We start from the raw sequence: 20938 nt of genomic DNA, 5'->3' as shown, positions 1-20938 counted from the left end.
CGTGACGTGCCCGCTCTGTCTTTTTCATCTGGCCGGAAATATCCCCGCCGGAGGCATGGCCCGCAGGGTCATCCTACCAGAGACGCCCGATCCGCAGCGCGTCGTAGATCGCGGCGTGGATGTTGCGGGTGCTGACGGCATCGCCGATGCGGTAGAGGGCAAACCGCCCCTCGGGATTCCTCACCGGGAAGGGGTTTCCGGCAGCTTCCACGAGGGTCTTCTGTGCGATCTCGCCCAGGTTCGAAGAGAGCGCCTTCATTTCGAGATAGAGATCGTCGAGCGGGGTCAGACCATCGTTGACGATGACATGGTCGTAGGTGGCCGTGGTTTCCCATCCGGAATAATCCGTGCCGATGCGGGCCTGCAGCGCATTGCCCGCGCGGGTAAGGGCGCGCAGGCGGCGGGCGATGGTGAAAGTCGTGCCCTTCTCCTGCAGGCTGCGCATGTAGGGGGTGAGGTTCATCCCCATGATCTCGGGAACGACGGTGCGGTCGCGGGTCATCAGCTCGACCTCGGCGCCTGCCGACGCGAGGGCCTCGGCCGCCATGATGGCATTGTGATCGCCGGCTTCGTCGTAGATCAGGATGCGGCCCTGGGGCTTTGCCTCGCCGGAGAGAACTTCCCAGGGTGTCAGGGCAAGGTCATTGCCGGCCTCGAGCAGCGACACCTCTGGCAGGCCGCCGGTGGCGATGACCACGACATCGGGCGCCAGCGTGGTGATGTCCCCGGCCTCGGCGAAGGTGTTGAAGCGGAACTCGACGTCGCGGACGGCGCATTGCGCCATGCGCCAGTCGGTGATGCCGATCATTTCGGAGCGCCGACGGTTCTGCGCGGCGAGCCGGACCTGGCCGCCGGGCTGATCCTGGGCCTCGAAGACGGTCACCGCATGGCCGCGCAGGGCGGCGACGCGGGCGGCCTCGAGCCCGGCGGGGCCGGCGCCCACCACGACGGTGCGTTTCGGCGCCTTTGCCGGGGCGATCAGGTGGGGCTGCGAGAGCTCGCGCCCGGTGGAGGGATTGTGGATGCAGAGCGCCTCGCCGCCGGCATAGATCCGGTCGAGGCAATAGGTGGCGCCGACGCAGGGGCGGATGTCGTCCTCCTGACCGGCGATGATCTTCTGCACGATATGCGGATCGGCCATGTGGGCGCGGGTCATGCCGACCATGTCGAGCTTGCCCGCGGCCACGGCGTGGCGCGCGGTGGCGACATCGGGGATGCGCGCGGCATGGAAGGTGGGCAGGCCGATTTGGGCCCGGACGCGACCGGCGAAATCGAGGTGCGGTGCCGAGGGCATGCCCTGCAGGGGAATGACGTCGACCACGGCGGCGTCGGTCTCGATATGGCCGCGGATCACGTTGAGAAAGTCGACGGTGCCGCTGTCCTTGAGCCTTTGCGCGATGGCAAGGCCCTCCTCGGCGGAGATCGAGCCGGGGATCATGTCGTCGGCGGTGAAGCGGACGCCGACGATGAAGTCGGGGCCGGTACGCTCGCGTATGGCTTGCAGCACTTCGAGCGAGAAGCGCATGCGAGCTTCGAGATCGCCGTTGTAGGGGCCGTCGAGGCGGTTGAGGCTCTGTGACCAGAAGGCATCCATCAGGTGCCCGTAGGCTTCCAGCTCTATCCCGTCGAGACCGGCGGCCTGCATGCGCTCGGCGGCATCGGCGTAATCGCTGATGATGCGGGTGATGTCCCAGTCCTCGATCACCTTGGGATAGGCGCGGTGCGCCGGTTCGCGGGCGGGGCCGGGCGCCACGGTGGGCAGCCAGTCGCCGCCGTCCCAGCGGGTACGCCAACCGAGGTGGGTGAGCTGGATCATCACCGCGCAGCCGTGCGAATGGCAGGCATCGGCAAGCTCGGCCAGCCAGGGCACGACCTCGTCCTTGTAGGCGGCAACGTTGTTGAAGGCGGCCGGGCTGTCGCGCGAGACGATGGCCGACCCGGCGGTCATCGTCAGGGCCACGCCGCCCTTTGCCCGCTCCTCGTGGTAGGCGCGGTAGCGCGCCTTTGGCATGCCGTCCTCGGGATAGGCGGGTTCGTGGCTGGTGGTCATGATCCGGTTCTTCAGCGTCAGGTGCTTGAGCTGATAGGGCTGCAGGAGGGGATCGTTCGACATGGTCTTCTCCGTCTTGGTCCTGCCCGGAGCCGCGCCGGGGCGGGCGGATGGAAGCACGCGGCCGCTGACCTGCCAAGAGACTCGCAGAGCGACATGTCGCGCCTCGGTTGCGAGATGTCGGAAACCGCAGGCCTGCGGAGCAGATCGGCCCGGCCCCCGGCCGCAATTGCCCGCCGAACAGGCAGGCGCCCGGGGCGGACCCTGCGTCAATTGGCTACTAAAACACTCGGGATTGACTTAGCCGACTTTTTTGGTCAGAAATGACCTCAATCAGGAATGAGGTCCCCAATGGGCTGGATCGCCGTCACCGCATTGATGTTCTCGCTGGCTGCCCTTTACCGGGCCGGGGCCGTTAAGCCCTGCCGGGAGGCCGCGAAGTGAAGCCGATGCGCGGAGCCGAGGCCGTGGCCACGATCGCGGCGCTGCCCTTTCACGAGGCGCTGATCATCGGGTCGCTTCGGGCACGCTGCGACGGACCGGATGCAATGGCGTCCTTTGCCTCGGAACTGTCCGGGCTGCAGGGCGCGTCGCGTGCCGCGATGATCCTGGACCGGCTGGACGATTTCTTTGACCTGACGCTGCGCCATGTGCGCCGCCCGGTGATGCGCCACGGCGCCACCTGTTCCTGTGTCGGTGCCGATGAGGCGGTGCTGGCCCATCTCGTGACGATTTCCGCCAGCGGAGACAGGGAGGACGCCATGCTGATGGCCTGTCTGCTGGTGCGTTCGGATGTCGCACCGCTCGTGGTGTCGCTGGCCCAGGCCCTTGGCCTGGAGCTGATGCGCAGCCTGCCGGCCGCGCGCGGCCATTCGGCGATGCCCTCTGAAACCTTACACTGAAGACAATTTGCTGACTGACAGTCACCAGACAGAGACCACAAGGGACCTTTTATGAAACGTATCATGACCGCCGCAGCGACAGCGACAGCCATTGCAGCGACCCCGGCATTTGCCCAGGAAAAGGCGGATGTTCTGACGAACTACGCCGATATCGCCGAGGCTGCCTATGGCGACAGCCTGAGCACCGCGCAGGTTCTGCAGGACGCGATCGATACGCTGATCACCAACCCTTCGGCGGAAACGCTTCAGGCGGCCAAGGCGGCCTGGCTCTCGGCACGGGTGCCCTATCAGCAGACCGAGGTCTTCCGTTTCGGCAACCCGATCGTCGACGACTGGGAAGGCAAGGTGAACGCCTGGCCGCTGGACGAGGGCCTGATCGACTATGTCGACCCCTCCTATGGCGGGGCCACGGACGAGAACGAATACGCGGTGCTGAACGTCATCGCCAACCCGCATTTCACCCTGTCGGGCGAAGAGGTTGATGCCACCGAGATCACGCCCGAGCTGCTGGAAGGCACGCTGCACGAGGCCGACGCGGTGGAGGCCAACGTGGCCACCGGCTATCACGCCATCGAATTCCTGCTCTGGGGGCAGGACCTGCACGGCACCGAGCATGGCGCCGGCGAGCGTCCCTGGACCGATTACGCCGAGGGCGATGCCTGCACCAACGACAATTGCGACCGGCGCGCGGAATACCTGAAGGCAGCCACAGACCTGCTGGTCGACGACCTGACCTGGATGGTGGATCAGTGGGATGCCGACGGCGCCGCCCGGGCCAACCTGATGGCCGACGAGAACGCCGGCATCGTGGCGATCCTGACCGGGATGGGCAGCCTCTCCTATGGTGAGCAGGCCGGCGAGCGCATGAAGCTGGGCGTGCTGCTGAACGATCCCGAGGAAGAGCACGACTGCTTCTCCGACAACACCTACAACAGCCACTACTATGACGGGCTGGGCATCCATAACGTCTACAACGGCACCTACATCGGCGTTGATGGCACCGTGACCAGCGGCCCGTCGATCTCTGACCTGGTGGCGGCGGCCGATCCGGAGGTGGACACGGCCCTGAAGGCGGCGCTGGACCAGACCATGTTCAAGCTGGCGGCCATCAAGACCGCGGGCGAGGCCGGTTTCAGCTATGACATGATGCTCGAGCGCGGCAACGAGAAGGGCGAGGCGCTGATCATGGGCGCGGTGGATGCGCTTGTGAACCAGACCCGCGACATCGAACGGGCCGTGGGTGCGCTGCAGCTGGACGAGATCGGTTTCGAGGGCTCCGACAGCCTCGATAACCCCGACTCCGTGTTCCAGTAATCACGATCTGCCGGTGGCGGCGCGGAAGGCGCGTCGCCACCGGCCTGCGTAACGATGATCCGGGCGGTGCCCGGGGGCAAGTGGAAGGACTGATGAAATGATGGTTTGTCACTGCATGTCGATCCGGGACAGCGACATCCGTGCCGCGGTGGACTGGATGCGCGCCTCCGACCCCGAGACCATCATCACCCCCGGCAAGATCTACCGCGCTTTGGGCAAGAAAGCCGATTGCGGGGGCTGCCTGCCGCTTTTCATGGACACCATGCGTCAATGCGATAGTTTCGAAGTACCGGAAATTCTGCGTGGCCTCCGCCGCGCAACGGGAAAGGAGACATCGGATGAAAGGCGACGTAAAGGTCATTGAATACCTTAACGCAGCGCTGCGCAGTGAGTTGACCGCGGTCAACCAGTACTGGCTGCATTACCGCCTCCAGGAAGACTGGGGCTACGGAAAGATCGCCAAGAAGTCGCGTGAGGAAAGCATCGAGGAGATGCATCACGCCGACAAACTGATCCAGCGAATCATCTTCCTTGAAGGTCACCCGAATCTGCAGAAGCTGGACAGCCTGCGTATCGGCGAAACCCTGAAGGAGACGCTGGAAGCGGACCTGGCAGCGGAACACGAGGCGCGCGACCTGTACAAGGAAGCCCGCGAATACTGCGAGAAGGTCGGTGACTATGTTACCAAGAACCTGTTCGAGGAGCTGATGGCCGACGAGGAGGGTCACATCGACTTCCTCGAAACCCAGCTCGACCTGCACAAGAACCTGGGCGCCGAGAAATACGGCCTGCTCAACGCGAGCTCTGCCGACGAGGCAGAGTGATCGCCCGCGCGGACTGCGCGTGGTTTCGGGGCTGTCGGCGCGTCGCATGGGCGTGCCGGCAGCCCTTTTTGCAGGCGGGGTGCGGAAGGACAGAGGTAAGCTGAAAATACATGTTTATTTCTGATTGAATTACTCGGGTACTCGTGGCACTCCCGAGCCGGGAGATAGCCATGACAGTACAAGCAGCCAGCCCTCTGACGCGCCTGACCCTTGCCACCGCGCTTGCCACGATCGCAGGCCTTGGCATGGCCGCCGGGCCCGCCCGGGCCGAGCACCCCCTGACCGACGACCAGATCGACGCGCTGAGCCAGCCGTTCCTGCCAGTGGTGCCGCGCACCGCCGACGAGCAGGCGCGGATTGCCGGGGTGATCGCGCCGACCGAGGATTTCACCGCGCCGGAACAATTCGAGCAGAACCCTGCCGGGAGTGCCACGACGCGGGCGCGCACTGACGCGAATGCCTTCTCGCAGAGCTCTGCCAACATGAGTTTCGAGAACGAACTCGACTTCAAGGTGGGCAACGGTCTGTTCAAGAAGCTCTGGGTCACGGCGCCGTCCTCGACCCAGGCCTCTGATGGCCTGGGGCCGCTCTACAACGCGCGGGCCTGCCAGCGCTGTCACCTGAAGGATGGCCGCGGTCATACGCCCGAGGGGCCGGAGGATGACGCGGTGTCGATGTTCCTGCGCATCTCGGTGCCGGCGCGCGAGACCGAGGAGATGAGCGACATCGAGGCCTTCCTGCTGTCGATCGGCGACAGCGATCAGCAGCGGACCCGGCCCGATCCGGTCTATGGCGGGCAGCTGCAGGATTTCGCCGTGGCGGGGATGCCGGCCGAGTACCGGCTGGGCATCACCTATGAGGAGGTGCCGGTGGAGTTGGCGGGCGGCGAGACCGCGAGCCTGCGCAAGCCGACCTACACTGCCGAAGACCTGGGCTATGGTCCGCTGGCCGAGGGAGCCATGCTGAGCCCGCGGGTGGCGCCGCCGATGATCGGCCTTGGCCTGCTGGAAGCCATTCCGGCGGCGGATATCCTGGCCCATGCAGACCCCGACGATGCGGATGGCGACGGTATTTCCGGCCGGCCGCAGGTGGTCTGGTCCTTCGAGTACGATCGCCCGATGCTGGGTCGGTTCGGCTGGAAGGCGGGGGCGCCGACGGTGCGGGAGCAATCCGCGGCAGCCTTTTCCGGCGACATCGGCATCTCGAACCCGATCTTCCATGCGCCCTCGGGCGATTGCACCGAGGGGCAGCCCGAGTGCCTGAACGCGCCCAACGGCGACGACCCTGTCAGGGGCACCGAGATCGATCAGGAGGGGCTGGACCTGGTGACCTTCTACAGCCGCAACCTGGCGGTGCCGGCGAGGCGCAACCTCGACGATCCAGAGGTGCTGCGCGGCAAGGAGATCTTCTATCAGGCGCAATGCACCAGCTGCCACGTGCCGAAATACGTCACCGACCGGCTGGACGGGCAGGACGAGCAGAGCTTCCAGCTGATCTGGCCCTATACCGACCTGCTGCTGCACGACATGGGGCCGGGGCTGGCCGACAACCGGCCCGAGGGGCGTGCCAACGGACAGGAATGGAAGACGCCGCCGCTTTGGGGTATCGGTATGACACCACAGGTAAATGGTCACAGCGAGTACCTGCATGATGGCCGTGCCCGCTCGCTTCTCGAGGCCGTGCTCTGGCATGGCGGAGAGGCGCAGGCCGCCCGCGACATGGTGGTGAACCTCGACCCTGCGGATCGCGCCGCCCTGATCAGCTACCTGGAGAGCCTCTGATGCGTCTGCCCGACATTGCCCTTGCCGCCACGCTGGCGCTGCCCCTTGCCACGGCACCGGCCCTTGCAGGCACGAAGACGGTGATCGAGCAGCACATCCTGCCCGGCACCGCGGCCTTTGCGACCTCGACCGGGGCGCTCGCGGCCGCGGCACAGGAGGATTGCACGGCAGAGGCCATGAAGAGCCCCTACAACGATGCCTTCGACAGCTGGCTGGGCATCTCGCATCTGCGCTTCGGGCCGCTGGAGGAAAATGGCCGCGTCAACGCCATCGCCTTCTGGCCGGACCCCAAGGGCTTTGTGGCGCGCAGCCTGGGCGGGCTGATAGCCGACGAGGATCCCATCGTCGATCATCCGGAGAATTTCGACACCGTCTCCGTGGCGGCGCGCGGCTTCTTTGCGCTCGAGGAACTGTTCTATGACGATCAGTTCGATGGCTACGGGGCCGAAAGCTATACCTGCAAGCTGGTGCAGGCGATCACCGCCAGCATGGCCAGCATGGCGCAGGATATCGATACCAAGTGGCGCGAAGTGCAGGCGCCGCTGATGCTGGGCGCGGGCGAGGCGGGCAACACGGCTTACCTGAGCAAGGACGAGGCGACGCAGGCGCTCTATACGTCGCTGCTCGCGGGGCTGGAGTTTACCGCGGATCAGCGTCTGGGCCGGCCGCTGGGCACCTTTGACAAGCCGCGTCCGCGCCGGGCCGAGGCACGCCGCAGCGAGCGCTCGCTGCGCAATGTTCAGCTGTCGCTGGCCGCGCTGCGCGATTTCGCCGAGACGCTGAGCGACGTGAACCTGGACGTGACCGAGGCGGCCTTTGACGAGGCGCAGGAAGAGGCGGCGATGCTGGCCGACCCGACATTTGCCGGGGTCGATGACCCGACCGGCCGTCTGAAGGTCGAGATCGTGCAGCAGCGGGTGCAGGCGGTGCGACGCGCCGTCGAAGGCGAGATCGGTGCCTCTCTTGGTGTGACCGCGGGCTTCAACTCGGCCGACGGGGACTGATCCCATGACCACCCGCCGTGCCTTTCTTGCCGCCATGATCGCCAGCGTCGCCGCGCCGCGGCTGAGCTGGGCTGATGCCGGCAGCCCAAGTTTCCTGGCTGCCGCGCGGGAACCTGACCAGAGCTATTCGCTCTATGGCCTGGACGTGACGGGAAACGACATCTTCCGCGTCCCGCTGCCCGACAGGGGCCATGCCGGGGCGGCCCATCCGACGGCGCCGGAAGTGGTGGGCTTTGCCCGCAGGCCCGGGACCTTTGCGCTTGTGATCGACTGTGTGGCCGGCAGGGGCATGCAGGAACTGCACACGCCGCCGGACCGGGTGTTTTGCGGCCATGGCATGTTCATCGGTGACGGCGACATCCTGTGCACCAGCGAGATCGACGTGCCGGGCGTGCGCGGGGTTCTGGGCCTGTGGTCGCGGCGCGAGGGCTATCGTCGCATCGGCGAGATCGCGACCCACGGGGTGGGGCCGCACGAGGCGATCGAGCTGGCCGATGGCACGCTGCTGGTGGCCAACGGTGGCTATCACAGCGATCCGGCGCGCCTTGGCGAGAAGCTCTTTGTCGAGCAGATGCATCCGAACCTGGTCTATCTCTCGCCGGAGGGCGAGCTGCTGGAGAAGGTGGAGCTTGATCCTGCGTTGCGCATGAACTCGATCCGCCACGTGGCGACGCGGCCCGACGGGCTGGTGGCCTTTGCCATGCAATGGCAGCTCGAGCCGAATGCCGCGGCCCCCCTGATGGGCCTGCACCGACGGGGGCAGAAGCCGGTCCTGGCCCATGCGGACCTTGGCGAGCAGGTCAGCATGAAGGCCTATGTGGGCAGTATCGCCTTCGACGAGACGCAGACCCTGATCGGCATCACTTCACCACGGGGCGGTCGGCTGCACATCTTCGACGATACAGGCGCCTTTCGCGCGACGCACCTGCGCGCCGACATCTGCGGCCTGACGGCGGGGCCGGGCGGGTTCATCGCGACGGACGGGCAGGGCGGCGTCTGGCAGGCAAGCCCGGAACGCTTCGTGCCCCGGCACCGGTCGGCCCGGAACTGGGATCACCACGTCGTCACGCTGTAATACACCGCAAAAGGTGACGCCCGGTGCAGGACATGCGGGATGCCGGGGGGCGACCGTCAGGTTCAGTTGACCGGTGCGGCCAGCCCGTGCAGGATCTGATCGAGGAAGTGCGCGGAGGTTTCCTCGGGGGAGCGATCGGTGCCATCCATGTGCCGGGCGACGAGCCAGTTGATCATGCCCATGAAGAAGTCCGCCGCGCTCTCGGTATCGAAGGAGCGCAGGCGACCCTCTGCGATGGCGGCCTCGAGCAGGCTGCGGGTATAGGCGTCGAGCGCGTTGCTGCGGGCGGTCAGGCTTTCCTGCATGGCGAGGGGCAGGGCGCGGATGTTTGCCGTCGTGGTGTAGGTGCCCGATTGTGTCACCACGTATTCCATGTAGAGGCGGTAGTAATGGCAGAACTTGTCAAATGCCGTGCCGTCCAGCGCCTCGGCCTCGCGGCGGGCGTCCTCTCCGCAGGCAAAAGTGACCTGCAGGCAATCGTAGAGCAGCTCTTCCTTGTTGCGGAAATAGTAATAGAGCGCGGTCTTGGTTACGCCGATCTGTTCGGCGATCTCGTCCAGAGAGGTTGCGTGGTATCCTTTTTCGTTGAACAGGCGCGAGGCAACACGCAGCGCTGCCCGCCGCTTCTGTTCACGGATTTCCTCACGCGAGGCGACTTCGCCATTCCAATTCGCCATGTGTTCCTCAGTACCTTGTGCTAATTGCATGCAGACTTTTACAGCCTGTTTCGAAGCCTAAGAATAGAACTCAGGTAGACAGCTTAACATTGTCTCAAGGGCCTTCTTTCGTACCCGGTAGTAAGTTTTGAATGGTTAATTTTCGGCAAACAAACGGAATTCATTCAGAAAAATTCCAGTCCGAATGACGAATCCGGGCCCGAGAAAAATGTCGGTTTGGTTTAAATGTGGCGGAAGTTTGCCGTTGCCGTGTAAAAAACAAGATTTTCACAGAACGTGCTATACGCGCGCTGAGCGAGATGCCTGAGGCCTTCCCATCCAGAGGTGGAGAGACGCGATGAAACGCAGAGGAAGAATCGAGGATCGGCGCCTGCTTTCAGGGCAGGGGCGCTATACCGATGACGTCGCCTGCGCAGAGGCAAGCTGGGCCATTTTCGTCCGCTCGCCCTTCGCCTCGGCGGTGCTGAACGGGATCGATCTCGAAGAGGCGCGGCAGATGCCCGGGGTGCTGGCGATCCATACGGCCGCCGACCTGCGGGCAGATGGTGTCGGGCCGGTCCAGGCCCCCTTGCGCGTCGCGGGGCCCGATGGCCGACTCTGGAGCGAGACCGACAGGGGCCTGCTGGCCGAGGGGCGGGTGCGCTTTGTTGGCGAGCCCATTGCCATGGTGATCGCGCAGACCCGGATGCAGGCGATGGATGCCGCCGAGGCCGTGGTGCTTGACTTGGAGGAACGGCCAGTGGTCACCACCATCGCCGCGGCGCGGGCGAAGGGGGCGCCGCTGGTGCACGCGGCGCGGCCGGGCAACCTTGCGTTCCAGTGGTCACGGGGGGACCACGCGGCGACCGAGGCGGCATTGGCGGCCTCGGCCCACCGGGTGCGTACGGAACTGCCGGTGACGCGGGTGACGACGGTCGCGATGGAGCCCCGTTCGGCCCTGGCCCGACAGGGCGCGGACGGTCGGTTGATCCTGCATGTCGGTCACCAGCAACCTGCGGGGCTGAGGGATGCGCTTGCGCAGGCGCTGTCGATGGAGCCGGGCGAGATCCGCGTGGTGGCCGGCGATGTTGGCGGGTCCTTCGGGATGAAGGCGGGACCCCTTCGGGAGGAAATGCTTGTGGCCTGGGCGGCGCGCCAACTGCAGCGGCCGGTGCGCTGGCGCGCGGACAGGAGCGAGGATTTCCTGTCCGATGAAGGGGGGCGCGACATGCGCGCGGTGGTCGAGCTGGGCTTGACCCCCGCAGGCAGCTTTACCGCGCTCAAGGTGCACCTGGACGTCAACATCGGCGCCTACGCCTCTGGCCGGTCAAATTCGGCGATCCTGAATATCGGGGGCATTGCCGGGGTTTACCGGACGCCGCTGATCGCGGGCCATATCGACGCCTACCTGACCAACATCGTGCCGGTGGCGGCCTATCGCGGCGCCGGCCGCCCCGAGGCGACCTATTTCATCGAGAGCACGATCGACATTGCCGCGCGCGAGTTGGGGATGGATCCCGTGGCGCTGCGGCGGCGCAACCTGATTGCGCCCGAGGAGATGCCCTGGAGCTCGCCCTTCCTGTTCAATTACGACAGCGGCGATTTTTCCGCCGTTCTGGATGCGGCTCTGGCGCAGGCCGATGCGGCGGGTTTCGAGGGGCGGCGCAGGGCCTCGGAAGCGGCGGGGCGGCTGCGGGGATTCGGGCTGACCATGTGCATCGAGACGGCAGGAGGCACCATCAGCGGACCGGGGCGCGACTGGACCGACGTGGAAATCCTGCCAGACGGAAGCGTACGTTTGGCGGCGGGGGCCTTCTCGGCGGGGCAGGGACTCGAGACCAGCTTTGCCGATCTCGCGGCAGAGGAGCTGGGCCTTCCGGTCGAGCGCGTGGTCTACGTGCAGGGCGATACCGACCTGGTGGAGCGCGGCGCGGGAATGGGAGGCAGCGGCGCCATGGTCAAGGGCGCCTCGGCCATGATGGACGGGATCAAGAGGGTGATCGCGCTGGCCTGCGAGGTTGCCGGCGAGGAGCTGGAAGCGGCGGCGGCCGACGTGGAATACGAGGCGGGCCGCTTCCGTATCGCGGGAACCGATCGTTCCTTGACCCTCGAGGTGGTTGCCCGGGCCGCGGAAAGACGCGGTATCCAGCTGATCGGAAAGGGAGAATTTGTCACCCAGGCACCAACCTTCCCGAACGGCTGTCATATCTGCGAGGTCGAGCTGGATCCGGAGACCGGCAAGGTGGTGCCGGTTTGCTACTCTGCGGTGGAAGACATCGGCCGGGTCGTCAACCTGCAGCTGGCGGAGGGGCAGATCCATGGCGGTGTCGGCCAGGCCCTGGCCCAGGTCCTGGCCGAGGAGATGCGGTACGATCCCGGCGAGGGGCAACTGCTGACGGGATCCCTGATGGACTACGCCCTGCCGCGGGCGGCGGATTTGCCGAATTGCACCACGGGGTTCCGGGCGGAGCCCACCGGGCTGAACCCGCTGACGGTCAAGGGCGTGGGCGAGGCGGGCAGCGTGGGGGCGCTGGCGGCCGGCATGTCGGCGGTGCGCGATGCGCTGGCGCGCGCCGGGGTGGAAAGCTTTGACATGCCGGCCTCGCCGGGGCGGGTCTGGGCGGCGCTGAATGCCGCGCGATCACCGGAGTGAGGCGGCGGAGCAATGCCCCGCGAGGGGGATTCCAGGGTTCTGAAATCACGAAAGTTGAATATTTTTAAGTGTCTGAAAAGGCCGGATTCCAACGTCGGTATTACGTCGGTATCGCGTCGGTATTGCGACGGTGCGAAAATGGCGTTTCCGGGGGGGCGAGGAGCCCGCCGGGCAGGTGCATTTGCAAGGCCAGAGGGCGGGGGCGACCGTGCCGCGACGCGCCTGCCCCGGACGTTTTGGGGGACAGAACAAGGGACGGGACCACAGCCCGTGGGCGAAGTGGCCCGGCTCTTTCATCTGGCCATAAATATCCCCGCCGGAGGCATCCGACGGCGCAGCCGGTGATGGGGTTCGGCACGGGAAGCCGCGCGGGGCGCAGCCCCGCGCCCCGCCCGCCGCAGGCGAACCGGCGCGCCGGTGTCAGGTCAGGCCCTGGTCCAGCCGAGCTGGGCCGCCAGCCGGGCCTGGGCCGCGATGAACTCGGCCTCGAGACGGTCGACGAGAGCGGCCGCGGGGAGCACCTCCTTCACCGCGCCGATGCCCTGGCCGGAGCCCCAGATCTCCTTCCAGCTCTTCGGCTTGGCGCCGCCGAAGTCCATCTTCGACGGGTCGGAGATTTCCAGCTGGTCCGGATCGAGGCCGGCGGCCGCGACGGAGGGTTTCAGGTAATTGCCCCAGACCCCGGTGAAGAGGTTCGAATAGACGATGTCGGAGGCGCCGCAATCCGCGATCATCTGCTTGTAGCCCTCGACGGCATTGGCCTCCTCGGTGGCGATGAAGGCCGAGCCGGCATAGCCGCCGTCGGCGCCCATGGCGAGAGCGGCCAGCAGCGAGTCGCCCCTTGCGATGGCGCCGGAGAGAAAGAGCGGCCCGTCGAACCAGGTGCGGATCTCCTGCACCAGGGCGAAGGGCGAGAGCGCCCCGGCGTGGCCGCCGGCGCCGGCGGCCACGGCGATGAGACCGTCGGCGCCCTTTTCGATCGCCTTGTGGGCGAACTTGTCGTTGATCACGTCGTGCAGCACGATGCCGCCGCCGGCATGGGCGGCCTGGTTCACCTCTGGCCGGGCGCCCAGCGAGGTGATCCAGACCGGCACCTCGTGCTTCATGCAGATCTCGACGTCGCGCTCGAGGCGGGCGTTGGAGCGGTGGACGATCTGGTTGACCGCATAGGGCGCGGCGGGGTGGTCGGGATTGGCCTGGTTATGGCGGTCGAGCTCTTCCTTGATCCGGGTCAGCCAGCGTTCGAGCTCGATCGGCTCTCCCTCCTTTTCCCGGGCGTTCAGCGCCGGGAAGGAGCCGACGATGCCGGCCTTGCACTGGGCGATCACCAGGTCGGGGTTGGAGATGATGAAGAGCGGGCTGCCGATGAGGGGCAGGCGCAGGTTGGCGAGCTGATGCGGCAGAGCCATGTGGATCCTCCCAAATCCGGCCGCGGGACGCGGCTGTTTCCTTGGGGAATGTCTGGCACGTGCACGGGGGGGTGTCATCCGTGTCGCTGCGTCAGAAATTCTGCCGGGCCGGGGAGGCAGGGCCCGGGAAAGGTGGGGCCCCGGAAAGGTGGGGCAAGGAAGGGGGCGGGTCAAGGTGGGCGGAGCCGGGAGGGGGCTGTCTGCCCCCTCTGGCGCCCTGTCCCGTAACCGGGACCGGGCGCCATTCACCCCCGAGGATATTTCCGACAGGGAAACGGAATCAGGAGGCGCTGCGGAGCCGGGCGGTCTCGGCCCCGTCCGGGGTGCCATCCGGGGCGAGGGCCACGGCGAAGAGGGCGCGGGCCTGATCCGCCGTGTAGCGGCCGAGGCGGACGTCCTCTGCGACCAGGTCGGGGGCGCGTTTCAGCGGATCGCCGAACCCGCCGCCGCCAGGGGTTTTCACGTGCACCACGTCGCCCGGGGCAAGGGGGATGTCCTGTTCCTTTGACAGGTGCGCGGGTACGTGGCTCTCTCCGCCGCGCAGGACGCGGACCTGGTTGACCGCGCCGTCGCGGCCGCCGAGCGCGCCGAGCGGCCCGGAGCGGCCATGGTCCATCACGAAGCTGGCGGTAGCGGAGCCGCGGCGCAGTTCCAGCGCGTAGTCGAGGCCGAAGCCGCCGCGGTGCAGCCCGGCACCGCCCGAGCCCTCGTGCAGCGCGTAATGGTGGTAGAGCACCGGGAACTGGCTCTCCATGATCTCGACGGGGGGCGCCTTGGAGATGCCGATGGTGGAGCAGCCGTTCGACAGGCCGTCGTGATCGGCATTGCCGCCGTAGCCGCCGCCCGAGAGCTGGTACATGACGAAATCGCGGCCCTTCTCCGGGTCGTGGCCGCCGAGGGCGAAATTGCCCGAGGTGCCGGCGGGGGCGGCGGTGACGCGATCCGGGAGCGCGGGGGCGAGGGCGGCGAAGACCGCCTCGGCGATGCGCTGCGACACTTCGGCCGCGCAACCCGAAACGGGGCGGGGGTATCGCGCATCGAGGAAGGTGCCTTCGGTGCCGGTGATGGCGAGGGGCGCGAAGGCGCCGGCGGAGATCGGCACTTCGGGGAAGATGTGCCGCATGGCCAGGTAGACCGAGGAAAGCGTGGTGGCCATGACCGAGTTCATCGGCCCGGCGCAGGGCGCGGAGGAGCCGGTGAAATCGAAGGTGAGCCCGTCGCCCGTCCGGGTGACGGCGAGGCGGATCTCGAGCGGTTCATCGACGACGCCGTCGCTGTCGATCCAGGCGGAGGCGGCATGGGTGCCCTCGGGGATGGCTGCGATGAAGCTGCGCATCTGCTCGGCGGCGCGGGTGCGCAGCTCGGTGATGGCCTGGGCCACGATGGCGTCGCCGTAGCGGTCGAGCAGCTGGTTCAGGCGGTCCTCGCCGACCTTGAGCGCGGCGGCCTGGGCCTGGACATCGCCGATGCGCTGATCGGCGACGCGGATGTTGGAGCAGATGATCTGGTAGATCTCCATGTCGAGCTGGCCCTGCTTGAAGAGGCGCACGGGGGGCAGGCGCAGGCCTTCCTGTTCGACCGAGGTGGCGGAGGCGGAGAAGCCGCCCGGAACCGTGCCGCCGGTGTCGGGCCAGTGGCCGGTGTTCGACAGCCAGCAGAAGATCTCTCCGTTGCGGTAGAAGGGCCGGGCAAAGCGGACATCCATCAGGTGGGTGCCGCCGAGATAGGGATCGTTGACGATGTAGATGTCGTCGGGCTGCGGCGCGGGGGTGAGGCCGGCGGCGATGCGTTCGATCAGCACGCGGGTGGAATACTGCATGGTGCCGACGAAGACCGGCAGGCCCTGCGACCCCTGGGCGATCAGGGCGCCGTCACTGGCGGCATAGATGCCGTCGGAGCGGTCGTTGGCCTCGGCGATCACCGGGGAGAATGCGGCGCGGGAGAAGGAGAGGTCCATCTCGTCGCAGACCTGCTGCAGCCCGGCCTGGATGACGGAGAGGGTGATGGGATCGAGGCTCATTGGGCGTGCTCCCGGCTGGTCTGCTCTGGGTGGGAAGGGAAATCGCCTGTGCAGGCGATGCCTCCGGCGGGGATATTGGGGACAAGAAAATGAAGCGGCCGGGTCACGCGGCACCGCCGATCTCGATCAGGATGTTGCCGATGGCATCCTGGGTGACGCGGTCGCCGGGGGGCACGAGGGTGGTGGTGTCCATCTGCTCGAGGATCACGGGGCCGTCGAAGGCCGCATCGGGGGGGAGGCGGTCGCGCTGGTAGAGGGGCGTGTCGTGGAGCGCGCCGTCGAAGCGGACGGGGCGGGTGCCGCGGCAGGCCTCCTGCAGCGTGGCGGCACGGCCCGCGGCGGGAATGAGCGCGGTGGGGTCGAGCGTGGCGCGGGTGCCGATGACGGAGGTATTGGCGACGACCACGGCGGCGCGGATGGTGTCTAGGCGGACGCGGAAGCGGGCCCAGTAGACCTGTTCGAATTTCGCCTGAAGGGCCTCGCGGGTGATCTCGGGGCCCTCGAGCTCGACCCGGAGGAGGTGGGTCTGGCCGATGAACTGCATGTCGAGGGAATGCAGGACGCGGGTTTCCGTGATCTCGACATTCTCGCGTGCGATGAGGGCGCGGCCCTCCTCGGCCTGGGCGGTGAGGGTGGCGGCGAGGCTGTCCATGTCGAGCGCATCGAGGGGCTGGCCGACGGTGCGGGTGAAATCATGGCGCAGGTCGGCGACCAGGCAGCCGAGCGCATTGGTGATGCCGGGGCGGGCGGGGACGAGGACGCGGGGCACGCCCAGCTCGCGCGCAAGGGCCGCGGCATGGAGGGGACCTGCGCCGCCGAAGGCGAAGAGGGCGAAATCGCGCGGGTCGGCGCCGAGCGAGACCGAGACCATGCGGATGGCGCCGGCCATCTTGACGTTGGCCAGGGTGATGACCGCCTCGGCGGCCTCCTCGGGGGTGAGGCCCAGCGGGTCGCCGAGCCTTTCGGCGAAGATGGCGCGGACCTCTTCGAGGGTGACGCCGCCCTCGACCGATTTCAGCCGTGCGGGGTCCAGCCGGCCGAGCAGCAGGTTGGCATCGGAGATCGTGGGCTCGGTGCCGCCACGCCCGTAGCAGATGGGGCCGGGTGTGGCGCCGGCGCTCTCGGGGCCGACCTCGAGCAGGCCGGCGGCATTGACGCGGGCGATGGAGCCGCCACCGGCGCCGACGGTGCGCACGTCGACCATGGGCACGTGGATCGGCATGGCATATTCCACCTCGATCTCGTTCGAGACCGCGGGCTGGGCGCCACGGATCAGCGCCACGTCGGTGGAGGTGCCGCCCATGTCGTAGGTCAGCAGGTCGGGCATGCCGGCGGCGCGGCCTGTATAGGCGGCGGCCATGACCCCCGAAGCGGGACCGGACATGACGGTGCGGGCGGCCTCCTCGGCGACGCGGCGGGCCGAGACCATGCCGCCGTTGCCGTTCATCACCAGGAGCTCTCCGGTGTAGCCGCCCTGTTCGAGCGAGCCCGCGAGGTTCTGCACGTAGAGATCGAGGATCGGCTGGACCGAGGCGTTGACGGCGGCGGTGACGCCGCGCTCGTACTCGCGGCTTTCCGACAGCAGCGCATGGCCGAGGGTGATGTATTCGTTGGGCCAGACGTCGCTCAGCACTTGAAGCGCGCGCAGCTCGTGCGCGGGGTTGGCATAGGCGTGCAGGAAGTGGATCACCAGCGCCTCGCAGCCCTTGTCGAGCAGCGCGGCGGCGGCGGCGGTGAGGGCGGCCTCGTCGAGGGGGGTGATCACCCGGCCCTCGGCGTCCATGCGCTCGGGCACCTCGAGGCGCAGGTCGCGCGGGATCAGCGGGCGGAAGTCGCCCTTCATCCCGTAGGCCTGCGGACGGGTGCGGCGGCCGAGCTCCAGCACGTCGCGGAAGCCCTGCGTGGTGATGATGCCGGTGCGGGCGAGCTTGCGCTCGAGCACCGCGTTGGTTGTGGTGGTCGTGCCATGGACGATGAGCGCGGTCTCGGGCAGGGCGGCGCCGGCCTCGGCGACGGCGTTCATCACGCCGCGCGACTGGTCGTCGAGGGTGGAGGGCACCTTGGCCAGGCGCACCGCGCCCGTCGCCGGATCCATCAGCACCAGGTCGGTGAAGGTGCCGCCCACGTCGACGCCGATCACCTGTCCATTCTCCTGCTCGGTTGCCATGGCTGCTTTCCTGTCCCGTCAGAATTACGTTTGTGCACAAATGATTTTCGATTGTGCAGAGCCAAGTCAATCCCTCCCGTCCTGCAGCCTGCATTCGGGGCGGGGGGCAGATTGCGCTTTGCATCCTAATCAGGCCCCGGGCAGTCTGTGGGGCAATGGAATGCCGGGCAGGGGGCGGGGAAGTCATGAAAAGGATCGCGGGGGCGCTGGCCCTGATGCTCTGGCCCGGGGCGGCGCTGGCCCATGCGGGCGAGGGGGGATTCGTGCTGCTGCTGCCGACGCACATCTACATATGGGGCGGGGCGGCGAGCGTGCTGGCGACGGTGCTGCTGATCGCGGCGATGCCGGAGCGGGCGGCGCGGGCGATGTTCGCCACGGCGCGCCTGTTCCCGATGGGCAGCGGCGGGCGGGCGAGCCTTGTCACCTCGTGCCTCTCGACGCTGGTGATGCTCTGGGCCGTCTGGCGCGGGATCGCGGGTGACCAGGACCCCAAGCACAATATCCTGCCGCTTCTGGTCTGGACGGCGATGTGGGTGGTTGCAGTGGGTGCGCAGGGCCTGGTGGGTGACCTCTGGCGCTGGATCGGCCCGTTTCGCGGGCCTTATGCGCTGATCCGGGCGGCTGGGATACGGCCGATGCTGCGCTATCCGCGCTGGCTGGGGGCCTGGCCGGCGGTGGTGACCTACATGGGGTTCTCGGCCTTCCTGCTGATCGATATCGCGCCGGCGGATCCGGACCGGCTGGCCCAGGCCGTGCTGGGATACTGGCTGATCACGATGCTGGCGATGGTGGTCTATGGCCCGGCGTGGCTGCTGCGGGGCGAGGGCCTGAGCGTGCTGATGCGGGCCTATGCGGGGCTGGCGCCGGTGCGACGGGCGGGCGGCATCCTGCGGGCGGGGCTGCCGGGATGGCACCTGGGCCGGGGGCCGGTGCCGCCGGTGGCGCTCGCGGTGCTGATGCTGGCAGCGCTGGGCGTGGGCAGCTTTGACGGGCTGAACGAGACCTTCCGCTGGCTGGCCTGGATCGGGGTGAACCCGCTGGAATTCACCGGGCGCTCCTCTGTCATGCGGGAGAACGGCATCGGGCTGGCGCTGGCGATCGCGGCACTGATCACGGTCTATGGGCTGTCGGTCAAGGCGGGGCTGATCCTGATCGAGGAAACCGCGGGCTGGGCCCTGGCGTTCCGGGCGATGGCGCCGGCGATCCTGCCGATCGCGCTGGGCTATCACATCGCGCATTACCTGCCGACGGCGATGGTCGACCTGCAGTACCTTGCCCATCTGCTGAGCGAATACGCTGGCGGGCCGGAGATCACGGTGACGACCGGTTTCTTCAACACCCGGGCGACGGTTCAGGCGATCTGGCTGACGCAGGCGGCCTTTGTGGTGGGCGGTCACATCCTCGCGATCCTGATGAGTCATTTCGCGGCGCTGCGCCTGTACGGCAGCCACAGGCGCGCCGCATTGAGCCAGACGCCGCTGGCGCTCTTCATGGTGTTCTACACGCTCTTCGGCCTTTGGTTGCTGGCTTCGCCGCGCGGCGCATGAGCGCGGAAGCGGCGGCAGGGCCGCGCCCGATCCTTGGGCAGGCGGCAAGAAAGAATGTACACAAACGACCTGCGGGACGGACAAAATGTGGACAGGTTATTTGCGCGCCTACAGACTGATTTGCAGGGCCAGCCTAATAAGGCCCGGCAAATCATGCTAAACAGGGATGCTGCGACGATGACCGATAAAGTCGAGAAGACCAGCAAGGCCGCCGGTTCGGCGGTGAAACAGCCCACCCGGCGGCAGGCGCTGAAGACGCTTGGCCTGGGGGCGGGGGCTGCGGCGGCATTGCCGCTCTGGGCGCGTTGCGCCCAGGCCCAGACCTCGGAGCCGATCCGCATCGGTTTCGGCAAGCACGCAACCGGGATCGGCGCGGCCTATGGCCGGTGGTACGATCGCACCAGCCAGGCCGCCATCGCCAAGATCAACGCCGAGGGCGGGATGAACGGCCGGATGCTGGAACTGGTGACCGAGGATGACGGCACCGATCCGCGCCGCGCGGCAGAGGTGCTCGAGAAATTCGCCAGCCAGTCGAACTGTGACGTGGCCTTTGGCACGCTGTTCAGCCACGTGGTGATGGGCGCCGCGCCCCGCGCAGCCGAGCTGAAACTGCCCTATTTCGTGGTGTCCGAAGGCCATCACGTGGCCGGTGGCAAGCTGAATCGCTGGACGCTGCAGCCGGGCATTTCCGACGTGAAGAGCCAGATCAGCGCCATGGCGCCGTTCATCGCGAACACGCTGGGCAAGAAGGTCACGATGATCTACCCGGACTATGCCTTTGGCTATGATCACCGCGACAACCTGCCGCCCGCCATCCAGGCCGCCGGCGGCGAAGTGGTGGCACAGATCGCCATCCCGCCGACCGAGACCTCCTTTACCAAGTACTTCCCCAAGATCCCGCGGGACACCGAGGTGATCTATCACGTGATGATCGGCCCCGCCGTTCTGACCTTCGTCAAGGAAATGGGCGAGTTCTTCGGCCCCTCCAGCCCGGAGATCTTCGGCTTCGTCGACTCGATCGAGGCGGTGGACCTGAATTCGCCGGGCCTCGAGTTCCTCGATGGCAGCTATTTCTGGGAGGGCATGCCGCGCTACCTTCAGGAGGGGGCACCCGATTACGTGACCGCCTATCGCGACGCCGTGGGCCTCGATGCCAACGGCGCCAGCGTGAGCGATCCAACGGATGTCTCGACGGGCGCGCACATGTTCGGCTGCTGGGAAACCCTGCACATCATCAAGGATGGCATGGAGGCCTGCAATTACAGCGGGCCGGCGGACCGGCAGGCGCTGATCGAGGCCGTCGAGGCGATGACCGACATGCCCGCGGGCCCGGCACATCCGCAGGGTGCCAAGATCTTCAACGGCAAGACGCACCAGGTCTTTGCGCCGCAGTACATCTCGAAGGTCACGGACGGCAAGCTGGACGTGGTCGAGGTGATCGAGGCGAAGGATACGCTCTATCCGGACGAGGTCGACTATACGCAGATGGACTTCTGATCGGTCGGGCCCGCAGGATCGCGCGCCCTTTGAAAAGGA

The 20938-nt window shown here is 67.2% G+C and carries 15 protein-coding genes; 10 read left to right on the top strand and 5 right to left on the bottom strand.

The genetic code is table 11. The features are described 5' to 3' along the window. Positions 1 to 73 precede the first annotated feature (73 nt). Positions 74 to 2113, bottom strand: coding sequence for an oxidoreductase (locus AC0WR5_RS13760; RefSeq protein ID WP_475863927.1), 2040 nt, complete (start codon positions 2111 to 2113; stop codon positions 74 to 76). A 386-nt stretch (positions 2114 to 2499) separates the two neighbouring features. Here AC0WR5_RS13760 and AC0WR5_RS13755 point away from each other — a divergent pair, with 386 nt between their 5' ends. From AC0WR5_RS13755 to AC0WR5_RS13725, 7 genes are all read left to right on the top strand, one after another. Further along, the gene (locus AC0WR5_RS13755; protein WP_475863926.1) at positions 2500 to 2952 is read left to right on the top strand and encodes a hypothetical protein; all 453 of its coding nucleotides are present in this window, start codon (positions 2500 to 2502) and stop codon (positions 2950 to 2952) included. Between the two features lie 51 nt (positions 2953 to 3003). Then, positions 3004 to 4266, top strand: a complete 1263-nt coding sequence (locus AC0WR5_RS13750) for an imelysin family protein (protein ID WP_475863924.1) — start codon at positions 3004 to 3006, stop codon at positions 4264 to 4266. A 97-nt stretch (positions 4267 to 4363) separates the two neighbouring features. After that, positions 4364 to 4630 carry a (2Fe-2S)-binding protein gene (locus AC0WR5_RS13745; RefSeq protein ID WP_475863922.1) on the top strand — a complete coding sequence of 89 codons (267 nt, stop codon included), beginning with the start codon at positions 4364 to 4366 and terminating at the stop codon, positions 4628 to 4630. Continuing rightward, positions 4605 to 5090 (top strand): bacterioferritin, encoded by a 486-nt coding sequence (bfr, locus tag AC0WR5_RS13740; protein WP_475863920.1) that lies wholly within the window; start codon positions 4605 to 4607, stop codon positions 5088 to 5090. The genes AC0WR5_RS13745 and bfr overlap by 26 nt, the downstream gene beginning before the upstream one ends. A gap of 170 nt (positions 5091 to 5260) precedes the next feature. Then, positions 5261 to 6871, top strand: a complete 1611-nt coding sequence (locus AC0WR5_RS13735; protein WP_475863918.1) for a di-heme oxidoreductase family protein — start codon at positions 5261 to 5263, stop codon at positions 6869 to 6871. Further along, entirely contained in the window at positions 6871 to 7875 is a 1005-nt protein-coding gene (locus tag AC0WR5_RS13730) for an imelysin family protein (RefSeq protein WP_475863917.1), read from the top strand. The genes AC0WR5_RS13735 and AC0WR5_RS13730 overlap by 1 nt, the downstream gene beginning before the upstream one ends. Before the next feature lie 4 nt (positions 7876 to 7879). Further along, positions 7880 to 8950, top strand: coding sequence for a DUF1513 domain-containing protein (locus AC0WR5_RS13725; RefSeq protein ID WP_475863915.1), 1071 nt, complete (start codon positions 7880 to 7882; stop codon positions 8948 to 8950). 62 nt (positions 8951 to 9012) lie between these two features. Here the strand turns inward: AC0WR5_RS13725 and AC0WR5_RS13720 are convergent, their stop codons facing one another. After that, a complete protein-coding gene (locus AC0WR5_RS13720; RefSeq protein ID WP_475863913.1) occupies positions 9013 to 9627 on the bottom strand; it encodes a TetR/AcrR family transcriptional regulator in 615 nt (204 codons plus the stop codon). A 337-nt stretch (positions 9628 to 9964) separates the two neighbouring features. Here AC0WR5_RS13720 and AC0WR5_RS13715 point away from each other — a divergent pair, with 337 nt between their 5' ends. Next, entirely contained in the window at positions 9965 to 12259 is a 2295-nt protein-coding gene (locus AC0WR5_RS13715; protein ID WP_475863911.1) for a xanthine dehydrogenase family protein molybdopterin-binding subunit, read from the top strand. Between the two features lie 425 nt (positions 12260 to 12684). Here the strand turns inward: AC0WR5_RS13715 and AC0WR5_RS13710 are convergent, their stop codons facing one another. From AC0WR5_RS13710 to AC0WR5_RS13700, 3 genes are all read right to left on the bottom strand, one after another. Further along, positions 12685 to 13668 carry an NAD(P)H-dependent flavin oxidoreductase gene (locus tag AC0WR5_RS13710; RefSeq protein ID WP_475863909.1) on the bottom strand — a complete coding sequence of 328 codons (984 nt, stop codon included), beginning with the start codon at positions 13666 to 13668 and terminating at the stop codon, positions 12685 to 12687. A 280-nt stretch (positions 13669 to 13948) separates the two neighbouring features. Beyond that, on the bottom strand, positions 13949 to 15688 hold the full coding sequence (locus AC0WR5_RS13705; RefSeq protein WP_475863907.1) for a hydantoinase B/oxoprolinase family protein: 1740 nt from the start codon (positions 15686 to 15688) through the stop codon (positions 13949 to 13951). Positions 15689 to 15791: 103 nt separating this feature from the next. Then, on the bottom strand, positions 15792 to 17855 hold the full coding sequence (locus tag AC0WR5_RS13700) for a hydantoinase/oxoprolinase family protein (protein ID WP_475863905.1): 2064 nt from the start codon (positions 17853 to 17855) through the stop codon (positions 15792 to 15794). Positions 17856 to 18040: 185 nt separating this feature from the next. On the opposite strand from AC0WR5_RS13700, the gene AC0WR5_RS13695 reads away from it, so the two are divergent. Together AC0WR5_RS13695 and AC0WR5_RS13690 are read left to right on the top strand one after the other, a co-directional pair. Next, entirely contained in the window at positions 18041 to 19402 is a 1362-nt protein-coding gene (locus AC0WR5_RS13695) for a hypothetical protein (RefSeq protein ID WP_475863903.1), read from the top strand. A gap of 177 nt (positions 19403 to 19579) precedes the next feature. Then, entirely contained in the window at positions 19580 to 20899 is a 1320-nt protein-coding gene (locus AC0WR5_RS13690) for an ABC transporter substrate-binding protein (RefSeq protein WP_475863901.1), read from the top strand. Positions 20900 to 20938 lie beyond the last annotated feature (39 nt).

The sequence above is a fragment of the Pseudooceanicola sp. DL12 genome (genome assembly GCF_056270665.1).
This window is presented reverse-complemented; position numbering and strand designations above follow the sequence as displayed.

Excerpts from the sequence above, each read along its gene's own strand:
- AC0WR5_RS13760 (WP_475863927.1), bottom strand. The coding sequence starts at position 2,113 with ATGTCGAACGATCCCCTCCTGCAGCCCTATCAGCTCAAGCACCTGACG.
- AC0WR5_RS13750 (WP_475863924.1), top strand. The coding sequence starts at position 3,004 with ATGAAACGTATCATGACCGCCGCAGCGACAGCGACAGCCATTGCAGCG.
- AC0WR5_RS13730 (WP_475863917.1), top strand. The coding sequence starts at position 6,871 with ATGCGTCTGCCCGACATTGCCCTTGCCGCCACGCTGGCGCTGCCCCTT.
- AC0WR5_RS13695 (WP_475863903.1), top strand. The coding sequence starts at position 18,041 with ATGAAAAGGATCGCGGGGGCGCTGGCCCTGATGCTCTGGCCCGGGGCG.
- AC0WR5_RS13700 (WP_475863905.1), bottom strand. The coding sequence starts at position 17,855 with ATGGCAACCGAGCAGGAGAATGGACAGGTGATCGGCGTCGACGTGGGC.
- AC0WR5_RS13715 (WP_475863911.1), top strand. The coding sequence starts at position 9,965 with ATGAAACGCAGAGGAAGAATCGAGGATCGGCGCCTGCTTTCAGGGCAG.
- AC0WR5_RS13745 (WP_475863922.1), top strand. The coding sequence starts at position 4,364 with ATGATGGTTTGTCACTGCATGTCGATCCGGGACAGCGACATCCGTGCC.
- AC0WR5_RS13690 (WP_475863901.1), top strand. The coding sequence starts at position 19,580 with ATGACCGATAAAGTCGAGAAGACCAGCAAGGCCGCCGGTTCGGCGGTG.
- AC0WR5_RS13755 (WP_475863926.1), top strand. The coding sequence starts at position 2,500 with ATGCGCGGAGCCGAGGCCGTGGCCACGATCGCGGCGCTGCCCTTTCAC.
- AC0WR5_RS13735 (WP_475863918.1), top strand. The coding sequence starts at position 5,261 with ATGACAGTACAAGCAGCCAGCCCTCTGACGCGCCTGACCCTTGCCACC.
- bfr (WP_475863920.1), top strand. The coding sequence starts at position 4,605 with ATGAAAGGCGACGTAAAGGTCATTGAATACCTTAACGCAGCGCTGCGC.
- AC0WR5_RS13705 (WP_475863907.1), bottom strand. The coding sequence starts at position 15,688 with ATGAGCCTCGATCCCATCACCCTCTCCGTCATCCAGGCCGGGCTGCAG.
- AC0WR5_RS13725 (WP_475863915.1), top strand. The coding sequence starts at position 7,880 with ATGACCACCCGCCGTGCCTTTCTTGCCGCCATGATCGCCAGCGTCGCC.
- AC0WR5_RS13720 (WP_475863913.1), bottom strand. The coding sequence starts at position 9,627 with ATGGCGAATTGGAATGGCGAAGTCGCCTCGCGTGAGGAAATCCGTGAA.
- AC0WR5_RS13710 (WP_475863909.1), bottom strand. The coding sequence starts at position 13,668 with ATGGCTCTGCCGCATCAGCTCGCCAACCTGCGCCTGCCCCTCATCGGC.